Source organism: Alkalibacterium sp. s-m-28 (assembly GCF_054658175.1).
Genome location: NZ_BAAGIQ010000053.1, coordinates 1 through 15,764 on the forward strand (window position 1 = coordinate 1; position 15,764 = coordinate 15,764).

Here is a 15,764-nt window from a genome sequence, read left to right on the forward strand (position 1 = left end):
GCATTTGCGTCCGTCTTCCTTCAGATTCCGCCTCACGGCGGACACCCTTGACTTTCGCTAACAGTTCCTACTGCCAAGTCTGTAGTGGACTTTCACCACCAAGTTGTCGCCCATGCCGGGCGCACGACTACAAAAACGGACAGCACAATGGCTGCCCGTTTAATTATTCCACTATCATGGCTCAGCTTGCTGAGATTCTCTTATTTTTTTCTGAAACAGTTTCCTGATCAGATACTCTTTCCAGATCAGCACCCAGTTTCTGCATTTTAGCGTGGAAATTAGAGTACCCTCTGTCCAGATGGCTTAAGTTTGTCACTTGAGTATAGCCTTTTGCAATAAGTCCGGCAAGAACCAGGGCTGCAGAGGCTCTCAGATCACTTGAAGCCACTTCCGCTCCTTGTAGTTCTTGTCCACCGTGAATGATCAGGCTCTGGCTGTCAACTTTGAAAGATGCATTCATTTTTCTCAGTTCTTCCATGTGCATGTATCTATTCTCGAAGACTGTTTCTCTCATGATGCTTGTGCCTTCAGCTGCCAGCTGAGCAATAGTCATTGGAGACTGCAGATCCGTAGGGAAGCCAGGATGAGGCATCGTCTTGACATCAGTTGGTTTAAGCTTGTCTGGACCGATCACGCGCAAACCTTCAGATGATTCGACAAAAGTTACACCCATTTCTTTCAATTTTGAAATAAGGGGTTTGTTGTGTTCGGAGACACAGTCTTTAATCAAGATATCTCCATGAGTAACCGCAGCTGCCACCATAAATGTTCCGCTCTCGATTCGGTCAGGAAGGATAGAGTGCTCGACCCCTTGCAAGGAAGAGACCCCCTCGATTCTGAGCGTTTCTGTGCCTGCACCAACTACTTTGGCTCCCATTTTGTTCAGGAAATTGGCTAAGTCAACTATCTCAGGTTCTCTTGCAACGTTTTCTATAGTAGTCGTTCCTTCAGCTAGCGTTGCAGCCATCATAATGTTCTGAGTTGCTCCCACACTCGGGAAGTCCAGATAAATATGTGCGGCTTTCAGCTTGTCTACTGAAGCTTCAATGTGACCATTGCCGATATGTATATCGACACCCATTGCTTCAAAACCTTTCAAATGTAGATCGATCGGTCGTGATCCAATCGCACATCCGCCTGGCAACGCGACTTTAGCATAACCAGTACGTGCCAGAAGAGGGCCCATTACAACAATTGATGCGCGCATTTTGCTCATAAAGTCGAATGGTGTTTCACTATTCAAATCATCTGTTGAGTCGATGATTATTTCTTTTTTATCTTCATCAAAGGATACTGGCATATTTAAATGTGTCAGTACCTGATTCATTGTATAGATGTCAGACAACAAGGGGACGTTTGTCAGAACATTCTGTCCGCTTTCAGCCAGAACTGTTGCAGCGAGAATTGGTAGTGCCGCATTTTTAGCACCATCCACTTCTACTGTACCCGAGAGTTTTCGTCCTCCACTAACTATTATTTTATCCATTCCATGCCCTCCATTATTTAAACCAAGCTTATTTCGAATTGTCTACTGTAATTGTAATTGTCAGATATTTAATGTATTAAGCAATCAGAATATGAAATGCCTGATACAGTATACCAGATACCTGTTGAAAGAGGAAGCAATTGAAGCCCCTTTATCCATGACAAGTTTGTGACATATATTCCTGTTCTGTACAATTCTTATTTGAGATGTTACAAGAAGAAAAACAGCTGTTGTATTAAAAGAATAAATTCGAGAAAAAACTGACTGACTGTATACCCAATTGCAATGGCTGCAAGAATATATAATGTTCTGGCCTGAGGAATATGATATTTCCTGATCAGTGTGTCCGTACGTATCGCCTGCAGGGACCAGAATGCAGTTAATATAAAGAAAATATGTGAAACCAGTGCAATAAGTGACTGCAACGTCGTCAATGTCATACCTTTCATCCTTTCGAAACTATAATAGCACACGATATGTGATATTTCATTTATTATGCTTGTAACACAATTGTTACAGTGGTAATCCTTGGATAAACAGAAAAAGAACTCCGATGAGTCAATCCATCAAAGTTCTTTTTACTCCTTGCTGTTGATGCTTATAATGTACCGAATAATCGGTCGCCTGCATCGCCCAGTCCTGGGAGAATATAGCCTTTTTCATTCAGCTTCTCATCTAATGAAGCTGTGTAGATATCCACGTCGGGATGAGCATCCTGAAGCACTTTGACGCCTTCAGGTGCAGCAACGAGGCAGACAAATTTTATATTCGTTGCGCCACGTTTTTTCAAAGCATCGATTGAAGCTACCGCAGATCCTCCAGTAGCAAGCATTGGATCGACCACCAGCAGTTCTCTTTCAGGTAAATCAGATGGCATTTTTATAAAGTATTCAACAGGTTCCATAGTCTCGTGGTCACGATACATGCCCACATGACCTACTTTTGCGGCAGGAATCAGATCCAGCATACCATCTACCATTCCCAGACCAGCTCTTAGAATAGGTACGATAACTACTTTTTTACCAGCCAGTCTTTTTTGAGTTGAGATAACCAGAGGTGTCTCGATTTCAACATCTTCCAACGGCATTTCTCTTGATACTTCATATGCCAGCAGACGTGCAATTTCGTTGACGACTTCTCTAAAGTATTTAGTTCCTGTACGTTTATCTCTAATTATGGTCAATTTATGCTGAATTAGTGGATGATCGATTACTTGAAGTTTTCCCATACTATTACCCCTTTGCTCTCTCCGTATTAAATTCCTATTCTATTGTACAGAAAGCTCGGTGAATATTCCAGAAGAATAATAATTTATAAGGACCTGTCGATCCATTCGGCTGCTTTTTCAAGACGATTCATATAGGCCAGACCTATACCAACAGGTTTATACGATTCTGCTAAAATGACTGTGGCCGGAGAACGGTCGAGTTCCCGCAGCCCGTCATATAGTCGGCTGGCTGCCTGCTGTGGGACTTCTCGCTCTCCTAGTGAAAACACCACGTCTGCCTTGTGGCCAAAATGTTCATTCAGCTCGTCGCTTGCAAGCAGACCGATTGTTTCTCCCTGCGTATGAAGCTTGCTTAAAACGTCTTCTGCTGACACTTTATCTTCCGGTAGTATATACACTGGTATGTCCGGTGAATAATGCCGATACTTCATCCCCGGAGATTTAGGAGCATGAGTCTTGTCTTTTAAATGTGTGTCGATATAGACTGTCCCTAGCACATCCGTCAGTTCTTCATATGAAATGCCTCCCGGCCGGAGAATAGTGGGTTTTTGGGGATCCGTCAAGTCCAGGACTGTCGATTCAAGTCCTACACCGGTTGCCCCCCCATCTATGATGCCGCTTATTTTTCCGTCCAGGTCATCATGAACATGGCGAGCTGTTGTCGGACTCGGTCTGCCTGACGAGTTGGCGCTCGGTGCTGCGAGAGGGACACCTGTCGCTTCTATCAAGTTCAAAGCTACCGAATGGTCAGGCATCCGAATCCCTACTGTACTCAGACCGCCTGTAACGGATGGAGCCAGCGCCCCTTTTTTATTAAGCACGATTGTACAAGGTCCAGGCCAGAAGTGAGCAATCACCTGTTCAGCCTCTTCAGGAAGGCTGGAAACGAACTGTTTCATCTGAGTCACGTTCGATACATGGATAATCAGAGGGTTATCGCTCGGTCTCCCTTTAGCTTCGAAAATTTTCCTTACTGCTGATTCATTTGTGGCATCTGCTCCCAGACCATATACCGTTTCTGTCGGAAAAGCCACAACTTCTCCTGCTTTTAGTGCTTCAGCAGCTTCCTTGATATCTTCCGGCTGCCAGCGATTTGTTTTCATGGTAGTCACTACCTTTCTTGATCAATATGACTGACGTGTAAAGCTCGATCGTGCCCGCTCATATCTTTCCAGATCACAACGTCTGCTTCTGGAAAAGCCTGCTCGAATATGGCCTTTACCTGTTCTCCTTGCCTGTAGCCGTATTCCAGAATAATATGCCCGTCTTTGTTCATAAGTCGAGGCAGTGCTTCCGCCATCTTTTTATAGAAGTAAAGGCCCTCATCATCAGCAAACAAGGCCAGCTGAGGTTCAAAATTCAGGACAGACTCATCCATTTCACTTCTCTCATTCTGGCTGATATATGGCGGGTTCGACAGGACCAGATCAAATGAACCAGTCACTTTTTCAGTCACATCACTTTCCATAAAATTAACATCGGCTCCCATGTTCCAGGCATTTTTCCGGGCAACCGCCAATGCTTCTGGACTGATGTCTACAGCTGTCACTTTATCCTGAGGCCTCTCGAGTTTATGACTGACTGCCAGCACACCAGACCCGGTCCCGATGTCCAGAACTTTTAGAGCTTTTTCTGGAAGGTTCTTCAGATAGCGGTGAAACCATTCTTCCGTTTCAGGTCTGGGGATCAATGTATCTGGAGTCACCGTGAATGGTCGGCCATAAAACCATTCATGTCCAACTACTTGCTGAGGAGGACGTCCATCAGCACATTCTTCGATCGCCTGCTTATATGCCGCCCATTGTTCCTCAGTTAAATGAGTCCGTCGTCTGGATAAAAGATCAGTGATCGTCCAGCTGAACAGCTCTTTCATGACCCATTCTGCGATATACGGCTCTCTCCTGTTCATTTTTAAAAAAGAAGAAGCCCAATTCAGGACTTCTCCAACTGTTTTTTTAGGGTCAGTGTCATTAATACTCATTTTTCAGCTGCTCCATTTTCCGAGACTGTTCCCACATCAGAAGGGCATCAATGATTTCACCTAACTTACCAGACAAAATCTGATCCAGCTTCTGAATCGTCAGATTGATCCGGTGATCCGTCACTCGACTCTGCGGATAATTGTACGTACGGATACGTTCAGAACGGTCTCCAGTTCCGACTGCAGATTTTCTTTCTGCATCCACTTCAGCCTGTGCTTCTGTTGTAATTTTGTCATAGATCCTTGAACGCAGAACTTTCATCGCCTTTTCCCTGTTTTTAAGTTGTGACCGTTCATCCTGCATCGCTACAACGATTCCGGTTGGTTCGTGGGTTAGACGTACTGCAGATGCCGTTTTGTTGACATGCTGTCCTCCGGCTCCACTTGCATGGTAGATGTCGACTCGGATATCGTTCTCATCAATATCCACTTCCACATCCTCAGCTTCCGGCATGACAACGACTGTAGCTGTAGACGTATGGATACGTCCCTGGGATTCTGTCTGAGGCACACGCTGTACACGGTGAGCTCCATTTTCAAATTTTAGCTTCGAGTAAACGTTTGTCCCTGTGATCATCAGGGTAATTTCTTTATACCCGCCGATCCCGTTTGAATTGGCATCAAGCACTTCTGTCTTCCAGCCTTCATTGTCCGCATACTTCTGGTACATATCGAACAAGTCACTTGCAAAAAGCTGAGCTTCGTCTCCTCCAGCCGCTCCTCGAATCTCCATGATGACATTCCGTTCGTCGTTTTCGTCTTTTGGCAGCAGCATGATTTTCAGCTGCTCTTCAAGCCTTTCTTTTTCTTGGATCAGAGATTTACGTTCTTCTTTTGCCAGTTCTTCCATTTCACTGTCCAGAGATTCTTTCAGCATCTCTTCAGTATCTTCCAGTTCAGATGTGACTTCCTGATATTTTCTGAAAGACGCAACTGTTTCTCTCAAGTCAGATTCCTCTTTACTCAATTTCATGAAGCGATCAGTATCACTGATCACCTGAGGATCACTTAATAATTCGTTCAGTTCATCATAGCGTATCGCTACTTCTTCCAAGCGATCGAACATACTCATATGTGTCCGCTCCTTTCATCATTCATTTGATTCGGTTATTTTAAGTCTTCTTCCTTCATCATCGGTGGGTTATGGTAATGTTTCCGGCAGACCGGATAATAGGATTCATTTCCCCCTATGACAATCTGTTCACCTGTATAAACGGGTTTTCCATCATGCATGCGCATATTCATTATAGCTTTTTTATGACAGAACCAGCAGATTGTTTTCATTTCTTCGATTTTGTCCGCGAGTATCAGCAGCTGTTGTGATCCTTCAAAAAGCTGATTCCGGAAATCATTTTTTAGGCCAAATGCCATGACCGGAATCGACAGTTCATCAACGATATGAGCCAGCTGATTCACGTGCTCTCTTTTAAGAAACTGAGCCTCATCAATCAGTACACAGGCGATGGATTTGTCCATACTCTTCACCGTTTCAAAGATATCAGTATCGTCATTGACAGGGATTGCTTTGCGCTTGATGCCGATCCGACTTGATATTGCCCCCACTTCATCACGGTCGTCCAGACTACTGGTGAATAATACTACCGGTTTATTCTGCTCCTCATAGTTGTGAGCAACTTTTAAGATCTCGATCGATTTGCCACTATTCATAGCCCCGTATCGAAAAAACAGCTGCGCCATAAAAAAACCTACTTTCTCTATTATACTGAATTAGTCATAATTATATCGAACGAAAAGGTATCAATCCTTATAAATTATAAGTGAATACACTAAAAAGTACAAGCGTGGTCTTAAGGTAAAAGTAAATAAAAGGTTTCTATTACACGGGCTCTTTTCTATGCTAAACTGAACGAAATGGAACGAGAGGAGATTAACAATGCAGGAACCGATTTTTTTACAAGGTGTGTTTAAAGAAAAGATATGGGGCGGGCAAAAACTGAAGGATCTGTTTGGCTACACTATTCCCAGTGACAAGACGGGGGAACTGTGGGCAATCAGTGCCCATAAAAACGGGCCAAGTACGGTAATGAATGGAGCATATAAAGGGATGACACTGGATAATCTGTGGACAGAGCATAAAGAACTATTTGGTCATCAGGGGAATTCAGTTTTTCCGCTCCTGACTAAAATCATCGATGCGCAGGACGACTTATCAGTCCAGGTTCACCCTGACGACACGTATGGTCTTGAAAAAGAAGGTGAACTAGGAAAGACTGAATGCTGGTACATTCTAGACGCAGAAGAAGGCAGCGAAATTGTCTACGGCCACCATGCACAGACAAAAGACGAACTGGAAGACATGATTAATCATGGACAGTGGGACGATCTGCTGAGACGCATTCCAGTAAAAGCCGGAGATTTCTTCTATGTCCCGAGTGGAACGATCCACGCGATCGGTTCGGGTATCATGATTCTCGAAACTCAGCAGTCAAGCGACACTACCTATAGAGTCTACGATTATGACAGAGTGCAGGACAACGGCGAAACACGCGATCTTCACATCATCGATTCGCTTGCTGTAACCACTGTCCCTCATCAGGATCCTGACTTGACTTTCGAATCAGCAGATACAGATGGATTCAGTCAGACTATACTTGTCAAAAATCCTTTCTTCAAAGTTGAAAACTGGAAAATCAATGGGCACCAGACTTTTACAGCTGATGCTCCCTACTCGCTTTACAGTGTGCTCGATGGAGAAGGTGATCTGACTGTTGATGATGTATCCTATTCACTCAAAAGAGGCGACCATTTCATCCTTCCTGAACCTGTAAAAAATTGGGAAATAAATGGACAGCTTCACATCCTTGCATCACAACCTGGTAAAGAGGCCTAGATCGACTTATTTTTAAGCACGCAAAAAGGACGGACCACCGACATGCAGTCGTGGCTCGTCCTTTTTAGGTTCTATGACCTAAACTATTAGACATAGAACCTAAAAAAACAACCGTAACTTGAACCCTTACATAATGTCAGGTTCAAGTTACGGTCAGATAAATTATTCGTTTTTCATTATACAGCTTTCAGCTGCTCATCTGGAGACTGGAACTGAGAGTTGTAAAGATCAGCATAAAAGCCGTTCTGTTTCATCAGCTCATCATGATTTCCAGTTTCAATCACATCACCATGATTCATGACAATGATCTTATCAGCATCTCTGATTGTGGAAAGTCTATGGGCGACAACGAAACTAGTCCGGTCCTGCAGAAGATTTTCCATCGCTTTCTGTATGAGTATTTCTGTACGCGTATCGACGGATGATGTTGCCTCATCAAGAATCAGGATGTCCGGATCAGCTAGAAAAGCCCTTGCGATCGTAATCAGCTGACGTTGCCCTTGAGAGATATTCGTTCCTTCTTCATTCAGAACGGTGTTGTATCCATCAGGAAGTCTTCTGACGAAATCATCCACATGAGCCGCTTTGGACGCCTCAAGGATCTGCTCGTCAGTCAAATTCTCTTCATCGTGACTACCGTATGCAATGTTATCCCAGATTGTTCCATTGAAGAGCCAGGTATCCTGAAGCACCATTGAAAATCGACTTCTAAGTTCTGCCCGGTCGATGTCTCTTATATCCACACCTTCATAACGGATGCTACCTCCTTTGACATCGTAGAACCGTTCAAGCAGATTGATCAAGGTCGATTTCCCTGCTCCAGTTGGGCCGACAACAGCAACCATTTCTCCCTCATTGACTGTCAGGTTGAAATCGGTCATGAGCAGCTCATCTTCGCTGCTGTCGCCGTAACCGAACTGTACGTGTTCAAACTCAATTTTATAAGGAGAATCTGCTTTAGGTTCAAGTCCAGATACTGTTTCTTCCATTTCCTCTTCATCCAGGATCTCAAAGACCCTTTCACAGGAGGCAATGGTCACTTGAATCGTGTTGGCCAAGTTGGCGATCTGTCTGACGGGCTCCGAGAACTGATTGACGTACTGAATAAATGCCTGTACGTTACCGAGTGAGACTGTGCCGTTAGCTACACCGATTCCACCGACTATCGCTACACCAAAGTAGCCTAAGTCTCTTGAGAAGCTGACCAGAGGCATCATGATCCCTGATAGAAACTGGGCTTTCCATGATGCTTCATTTAGCTTGGAACTCTGAACGACAAATTTTTCGATTTCATCTTCTTCCCGGTTGTATGTCTTAACGATCGTATGTCCAGAAAATGTCTCTTCCACCTGGTCATTCAAAACGCCGAGTTCTCTCTGCTGACTTGCGAACTGTCTTTGCGACTTAGGTGCTACCCAGGCAATCAGAAGGAAACTGATTGGTACAGTGACGATGGTTACCAGTGTAAGACGAATATCTATGACAGTCATCACGGTCAGCACTGTTACAAACTGGACCACACTGATGATGAACTGAGACAAAGACTGCTGAAGAGTATTCGCAATCTGGTCCATGTCATTGATCGCACGGGACATGATATCTCCATTGGAATGTGTATCATAGTATTTGATCGGTAGAGTGGACATTTTTTCTTTCAACTCTTTACGCAAGTCATATACAGTTTTCTGTGCTATACGGGCCGTTATGAATGACTGGAAGTACTGAAAGATTGACTGAGTAATGTAGACAATTCCTACTGTAATCAGAATATTTCTGATCAGTGTAAAGTCGATCGGGAACTGCTGAATCGACTGGCCAGCTTCCTGAAGGGACGTTCCTTCCTGCAGGCCTCTGTATATTTCAGTTGTTGCCAGTCCTAGGATATATGGGGCAATGGTTCCCATGATTGTAGCAGCTATGACGAGAACGAATGTCAGAATCAGACCCCAGAAACGAGTGGACATGTACTTGACCAGCCTGAATGTCGTTCCCCAGAAATCCTTAGCTTTTTTAGCCTTCATATGGGCTGCGCTTTTAGTCTGGTTTTTCATTAGATGTCCTCTCCTCTCATCTGAGAATCCATGATTTCCTTGTAAATTTTGTTTGAGCGTTTCAGTTCGTCATGTGTGCCTTTTCCGACTACTTTCCCTCTATCAAGCACAATGATCTGATCAGCATCCACTACTGTACTGATGCGCTGAGCAATAATCACGACTGCCGATTCTCTAGTTTCCGGCTTCAATGCTTCTCTCAGCTTGGCGTCTGTCTTGAAGTCGAGCGCCGAGAATGAATCATCGAATACCAGGATGTCTGCTTTAGTAACAAGTGCTCGTGCAATACTTAGACGCTGCCTCTGTCCGCCGGAGAAATTTCCACCGCCCTGCTCGACTCTCGAATCAAGTCCCTTAGGCAGGTTTTCTACAAAGTCTTTTCCTTGGGCAATATCCAGAGCATGCCAGATTTCTTCATCTGTAGCATCAGGCTTGCCGTACTTAAGATTGCTTCTGATCGTTCCAGAGAAAAGGAGAGCTTTCTGAGGAGCAAACCCGATCAGGCGCCTCAAGGCTCCCTGCTCGACCTCTCTGATATCGATTCCGTTGATTTCGATCGCTCCATCTTCTACATCGTAGAGACGAGGAATCAGATTGGCCAGAGTCGTTTTCCCTGACCCTGTTCCTCCAATGATCGCCAGTCTTTCCCCTTTTTTAAGGGTAAAGTCGATATCATCCAGCGCCAGTTTTTCTGCTCCAGGGTAACGGTAATTGATGTGATTGAAGCGAAGAGAGACTTCTCTATCTATTGATAAGTCTTTCGGGTCATCCGGGTCTTTAATGATATTAGGTGTATCCAGTACTTCCAGCACACGCGCGGCTGCAATCTGCCCTCTTGGTAGGAAGAACAGGACGAATGATACCATCATGATTCCAAGAAGAATCTGCATGGCGTAAGTCATGAAAGCCACAAGGTTACCTACCTGCATATTTCCTTCACTGATGAACTGTGCGCCGAACCAGATAATCATGATGTTGGTAATGCTGACAGCAAACACCATCGACGGCATCATGAATGCCAGGATGGTCTGTGCTTTGATTGATGTCGCCGCAAAGTCCCAGTTGACTTCATCGAACCGCTCCTTTTCATAGTCATCCTTATTAAAAGCCCGGATGACACGAATTCCTGTGAGTCCTTCTCTGAAGACACGGTTCAAGTTGTCTGTCTTCAGCTGTAGAGATTTAAAGATCGGACTGGTCAGTCTCAAGATAAGAAACAGCAGACCAATCAGTATCGGCATGGAGATAAGGAATACAAAAGCCAGATCTGGTTCTCTAGAATACGCCATGATACCGGCACCGACCATTAAAAATGGAGCCAGCGTCATTATTCGAATGACCATCATCATGACAAATTGAATCTGCATGACATCATTAGTCGTTCGGGTGATCAGAGTGGATGTCCCAAAGCGGTCCAGCTCTTCATTTGTAAAATACGTCACGATTTTATAAACTTTACGACGTATCGTATCCCCAAGTCCCTGAGATTCTTTCGCCCCGAAATAGACATTCAGTAATGCGGAAACGATGGTTAGAAAAGTAAAGCCAAGCATCAGCAGACCTGTTCGGATAATGTAGCCAATGTCTCCTTCAGCCACACCAAAGTCGATGATGTTTGCAGTAATCGTCGGCATCGCCAGCATCCCTACAACTTGAAGAGCCATAAAAAACAGACTTAAAGCCACTCGCCAGGGGTTCATCCATCTTGCTAGTTTTAACATAATTAATCCTCTTCTTTATTGTTTATTTTCACACCATACGTGATCCAGCTCAGCCGTTTAATAAACAGCTCCTGTGTGCTGGAAACGGACAGTTCCTTCCAGAACCCTTCCATAATGGTGTCGTTCAGCATACTCAGAATATATCTCAAAATATCGATCACTTCTTTTTCAGTTTCCACCTTCAACTTAGACCGGTCAACGATATCAAGTATCCGTTTCCCGTCAGGCAGTTTCTGATAGCCTGTCTTGTCAAAATCGACTCGGGCTTCCTGATTGATCTGATAATTCATGTGCATGTACATATTCTCAAAAAATCCGAACTTTTCTGATTCCATAATATACTTGATGTATTTTTCACCAAACACTTTATATCCTTCAAAGAAGTCTCCGTCTTTCTCCTTAAAGCTTTTAAACATCAGCTGCCTGTAATTATATCTGAACTTGCTTATCAGAAAAAAGTAAAGGTCTTTCTTATCTTCAAAATATTGATAAAAACTTCCTCGTGAGATGTTTGAGTTCTTGACAATATTTGAAATAGAGGAATCGTTCAATGATTTTTCAGAGAATTCCTTCATCGCACCGGCAATGAGCCGTTGCCTTTTTTCTTCCGACAAATTAAAAAATGTCTGGGATGGCACACTATTCAGTCCTTCCATTGTGAAGTGAAAATGACATACTGTCATAATATGGTATTATATGTGACATGGTGTCATAAATCAACCTGAAAAAGAAAGTTCACGACTTTTTCAAGAAGTGAACTGTCAGGTATCCTCTCTATTTTTCACTTTGACAAGCGCTTCCTGTGTATTGACAGGTGCTTCTTCTACGTCATACCATCCTGTAGTGGCGCGGTACCAGTCAAATGCCATGGACACGATAATTTTGATGATTGCATATCCCGGTATACCGAATACGATTCCCATCAGACCGAATAGCCTTCCACCAATCAGAAGCAGAAAGATGATGTTGACCGGATGAATATTCAATGTGTTCCCGATGATCTGAGGCGAGATGATCCGATTTTCCAGAATCTGCTCTACCCCAAAAACAATCAGAACTTTGAACAACATAAAAGGTGAATCGACGATAGCGATGATCAGTGCAGGAATGCTCGCTACAAATGACCCGAGATAAGGAATCAGATTCAGAAACCCTGCAAAAACACCTAGTGTCAGCGCAAAATCTAGTCCCACGATGGTGAAACCGATCCAGAATATGAAACCAACTGAAATAGCTACGATCAGCTGGCCTCTAACATAGAAGCTGACCTGCTTGTTGATTTCCGAGAAAAGCTGATTGGTTTTTTCTCTAGCCTGAATTGGAATGTATTTAGATACGAAAGGCGGTATTTTTTCCCCGTCTTTCAGAAGATAATAGAGAACAAATGGCATAGTAAACAAAGTTATGAAGACTTGAGTAACTGTACCAATGAATGAACCTATGCTCCCCATTGTTACATTCAGTAAGTTCGTCGTCTGATTAGTCACTGTTTCAAGTACCGTTGTTTCGCTCAGCTGATCCATAAAGTCAGTGAAGGCCTGAGTATTCAAAAGACTGTCAAGCTGAAGCATCAAGTTATTCCAGTAAACGGGCCAGTTGGTTATCAGAGAATTAAGCTGTTCTCTGATGATCGGTACGATGAAGTTAATGCCCCCTACGATCAGCAGGATGAGCATGCTGAACATGAAGGCTATGGCAGTGTTTCTTGAAAATCTTTTTTTCTCCAGCCAGTCGGCGATCGGATTTAACAGGTAGTAGAAAATGACCGCGAAAATAAGCGGCGGACCTACGATTTCTAAAATGATGCCTACAGGTCTGAAGATGAAGGAGATACGGGTGAGCATATAAATATTGACAAACAGGAGAAAAGTTATGACTAAGCCTGAAACTATTTTATTGTTGATGACTCTTTTCCAGAACCAGGTCTTACTCCACTGGCTCGATTTTTTCTCATTCAGATCCTTGTCCATACCCACGCTCCTTTCTGTCTACACTATCAGTTTAGCATATTCTATATATTTTTAGGTATCTAAATTACTGAAAAATATTATTCGAAGACATGCTCTTTTCTTTCACGGTCAGTAAATAGTTTGTTATACTTATTTAAGAACCTAATTTAAGAAGGAGGTCCCTGAATGACTGATAAATTAATTCTGGGAACGTATACCAAAAGAGAAAGTAAAGGGATTTACAGCATAGAACTCAACACTGAAACAAAACAGCTTGGGAACTTCAAGCATGAAGCTTCGTTAGGCAGCCCAACTTATCTTGACGGATCTGAGGATTACAGCCTGCTGTTTTCTGTTACCAAAAAGGATAACGGAACAGGTGGCATTGCTTCATTCAAACAGTCCGATTCCGGTGAATATGAGCTTGTAGATGAATGGCTCGAAGAAGGCGCTCCTCCCTGTTATGTAGCTTATGATGAAGATAAGGGGCTCCTCTATACTGCCAATTATCATAAAGGAGAAGTTGCTGTCATCAAAGTTTCTGATAAAGGCAAACTGGAACTACTGGATAAATCAGTGCATTCAGGTCGATCCGCCCATGAAAATCAGGATGGCCCTCATGCTCACTACTTCGATCTGACTCCAGACAAGAAGTATCTGGTGGCCTGTGATCTCGGAACAGACCAAGTTTACACTTATTCTCTTACAGAAAATAATGAGCTGACAGAAGTGGCAGTTTTTGAAACAGCTCCCGGAACTGGGCCGCGTCATATAGCCTTTCATCCTGATCAAGCTGTTGCCTACGTTTTTGGAGAACTTAGCAGTGAGGTTCTGACTCTGTCTTACGATTCTGAATACGGCTCTTTCAGTCACCTTCAGACAGTTTCTTCTATTCCTGAAGACCATACAGCTTTCAACGGTGGAGCAGCGATAAGAGTTTCTTCAGACGGCCGATTCGTTTATGCATCAAACCGCGGACACGACTCCATTGCCATATTTTCTATCAATGTGGACGGTACGTTGACGCTGAATGACTATGTACCGACTGAAGGAGAGATTCCACGTGACTTTAATCTGGACCCAACGGAATCTTATGTCGTCGTCGGGCACCAGGATACTGATAACCTGACTTTATTTGAACGAGACGCTTCTGATGGAAGCCTGACCTTGCTTCAAAAAGATGTCTACGCCCCTGAAGTCATCTGCGTTCAGTTCGTATAAGTCGATTGATCCTGATACAAACAATTCATTTGAAAGAGAGGCGTTCCCTCTCTTTTTTATTGTATTGATTTTATTCTTCAGAATTTGATATACAAAAATCGGCTCTATCACTTCTTGCCATTTATAGGTCTCAAAACAGGAGGATTGTTCAAAAACTGGAAAGAATCTTGAATTCAGAATATACTTAACTAAGTACCATTACATTATGACTACGAAAAGGAGTATCTCCCTCATGCATCATTTTAAAACATCCGACTTATCTGCCAAACAGCAGTATAAATTTCTAACCGGCAGCGTAATTCCCAGACCAATTGCCTGGATTACATCACTTAATGAAGAAGATGACATTGTTAATGCTGCCCCCTTCAGTTTCTTTAGTGTAGCGTCCAATCAGATCCCACTTCTTACTGTCTCTATCCTGCGCTCAAACGGAAAAGCTAAAGACACAGCTTTGAACATCATCGATCAGAAAGAAGCTGTCGTTCATATCGTGAGTAAATCACTAACTACAGATATGAATGAGACATCTGCTCCTCTTGCCTCTGATGAGAGCGAGCTGGACCGGACAGATCTCTCATTAGTCGACAGTTCGTCCGTTAAAGTCCCTGGAATCAGAGAAGCCCTGATCCGCTTTGAAACCACTCTGTATCAGCATATTCCCATCGTAGACGAATCTGGAGAGGTTGTAACCGACCACTTCCTTCTTAAAGTGACCGATGTGCACATCGATCCAGCCGTATATGATTCTGAGAAGGAATATATCCTCCCCGAACACCTTGAACCAGTGGCTCGATTGTCTGGAAATGCCTATTCTGAAATAGGAAAAGTATTTACCATTGTTCGGCCACAGAACTGATTGAGCATTAGTCAGATTTATCTCGCTGATTCTGATTGTAAATTTTCCGATCAGCTGAACTGCCTGGCACAAATGTGATGAACGCTGGTATTTATACACACTGGAGATATCGAGTAGGAGACTAGTCATTAATTGACTAGTCGACCTCTCACACCACCGTACGTACGGTTCTCGTATACGGCGGTTCAATAACTTGAATATCTCTAACGTTCATACAGTAGTATTAAATCTTTTAATCTCCACTGTTCGAGCTTCTTATTTGTTATGGCACGATGTAAAGTTTTACTTCGCGCGAGCCTCCAGTAAGCCTTTCGGCTACCAGCCATTTTGAGTGCATCATCGTGTTCTATCCCCAGTTGTTTTAATTTTCTATATCGAGTGGATACTTTCTTCCATCTCTTCCAAATCAATTGTCTTAGC

Annotated in this window: 14 protein-coding genes; 3 read left to right on the plus strand and 11 right to left on the minus strand. The window is 43.4% G+C overall.

Annotated features, from left to right (window positions below; translation table 11 throughout):
* Positions 1-181 precede the first annotated feature (181 nt).
* The 7 genes from murA to ACYQ4S_RS08025 form a co-directional block, all read right to left on the minus strand.
* The gene (gene murA, locus ACYQ4S_RS07995; RefSeq protein WP_459770464.1) at positions 182-1,486 is read right to left on the minus strand and encodes a UDP-N-acetylglucosamine 1-carboxyvinyltransferase; all 1,305 of its coding nucleotides are present in this window, start codon (positions 1,484-1,486) and stop codon (positions 182-184) included.
* Positions 1,487-1,695: 209 nt separating this feature from the next.
* The gene (locus ACYQ4S_RS08000) at positions 1,696-1,926 is read right to left on the minus strand and encodes a DUF1146 family protein (RefSeq protein ID WP_091265997.1); all 231 of its coding nucleotides are present in this window, start codon (positions 1,924-1,926) and stop codon (positions 1,696-1,698) included.
* 158 nt (positions 1,927-2,084) lie between these two features.
* On the minus strand, positions 2,085-2,714 hold the full coding sequence (upp, locus tag ACYQ4S_RS08005) for a uracil phosphoribosyltransferase (RefSeq protein WP_346024146.1): 630 nt from the start codon (positions 2,712-2,714) through the stop codon (positions 2,085-2,087).
* A gap of 83 nt (positions 2,715-2,797) precedes the next feature.
* Positions 2,798-3,817, minus strand: a complete 1,020-nt coding sequence (locus ACYQ4S_RS08010) for an L-threonylcarbamoyladenylate synthase (protein WP_346024147.1) — start codon at positions 3,815-3,817, stop codon at positions 2,798-2,800.
* Positions 3,818-3,825: 8 nt separating this feature from the next.
* A complete protein-coding gene (prmC, locus tag ACYQ4S_RS08015) occupies positions 3,826-4,695 on the minus strand; it encodes a peptide chain release factor N(5)-glutamine methyltransferase (protein ID WP_346024148.1) in 870 nt (289 codons plus the stop codon).
* Complete coding sequence (gene prfA / locus ACYQ4S_RS08020; RefSeq protein ID WP_346024154.1) at positions 4,685-5,761, minus strand: peptide chain release factor 1; 1,077 nt, start codon at positions 5,759-5,761, stop codon at positions 4,685-4,687. Before prfA ends, prmC begins: the two co-directional genes overlap by 11 nt.
* A gap of 41 nt (positions 5,762-5,802) precedes the next feature.
* Positions 5,803-6,393 (minus strand): thymidine kinase, encoded by a 591-nt coding sequence (locus ACYQ4S_RS08025; RefSeq protein ID WP_459770465.1) that lies wholly within the window; start codon positions 6,391-6,393, stop codon positions 5,803-5,805.
* 196 nt (positions 6,394-6,589) lie between these two features.
* Here ACYQ4S_RS08025 and manA point away from each other — a divergent pair, with 196 nt between their 5' ends.
* Entirely contained in the window at positions 6,590-7,546 is a 957-nt protein-coding gene (gene manA / locus ACYQ4S_RS08030) for a mannose-6-phosphate isomerase, class I (protein ID WP_459770466.1), read from the plus strand.
* A 176-nt stretch (positions 7,547-7,722) separates the two neighbouring features.
* On the opposite strand, the gene ACYQ4S_RS08035 is transcribed toward manA, so the two are convergent.
* From ACYQ4S_RS08035 to ACYQ4S_RS08050, 4 genes are all read right to left on the minus strand, one after another.
* Positions 7,723-9,597 (minus strand): ABC transporter ATP-binding protein, encoded by a 1,875-nt coding sequence (locus tag ACYQ4S_RS08035; protein WP_459770467.1) that lies wholly within the window; start codon positions 9,595-9,597, stop codon positions 7,723-7,725.
* Positions 9,597-11,318 (minus strand): ABC transporter ATP-binding protein, encoded by a 1,722-nt coding sequence (locus tag ACYQ4S_RS08040; RefSeq protein WP_459770468.1) that lies wholly within the window; start codon positions 11,316-11,318, stop codon positions 9,597-9,599. Before ACYQ4S_RS08040 ends, ACYQ4S_RS08035 begins: the two co-directional genes overlap by 1 nt.
* A gap of 2 nt (positions 11,319-11,320) precedes the next feature.
* On the minus strand, positions 11,321-11,956 hold the full coding sequence (locus ACYQ4S_RS08045) for a TetR/AcrR family transcriptional regulator (RefSeq protein WP_459770469.1): 636 nt from the start codon (positions 11,954-11,956) through the stop codon (positions 11,321-11,323).
* Between the two features lie 123 nt (positions 11,957-12,079).
* A complete protein-coding gene (locus tag ACYQ4S_RS08050) occupies positions 12,080-13,288 on the minus strand; it encodes an AI-2E family transporter (protein WP_346024153.1) in 1,209 nt (402 codons plus the stop codon).
* Positions 13,289-13,453: 165 nt separating this feature from the next.
* On the opposite strand from ACYQ4S_RS08050, the gene ACYQ4S_RS08055 reads away from it, so the two are divergent.
* Both ACYQ4S_RS08055 and ACYQ4S_RS08060 read left to right on the plus strand, forming a co-directional pair.
* Positions 13,454-14,488, plus strand: coding sequence for a lactonase family protein (locus tag ACYQ4S_RS08055; RefSeq protein ID WP_459770470.1), 1,035 nt, complete (start codon positions 13,454-13,456; stop codon positions 14,486-14,488).
* 232 nt (positions 14,489-14,720) lie between these two features.
* Entirely contained in the window at positions 14,721-15,344 is a 624-nt protein-coding gene (locus ACYQ4S_RS08060) for a flavin reductase family protein (RefSeq protein WP_346024989.1), read from the plus strand.
* Positions 15,345-15,764 lie beyond the last annotated feature (420 nt).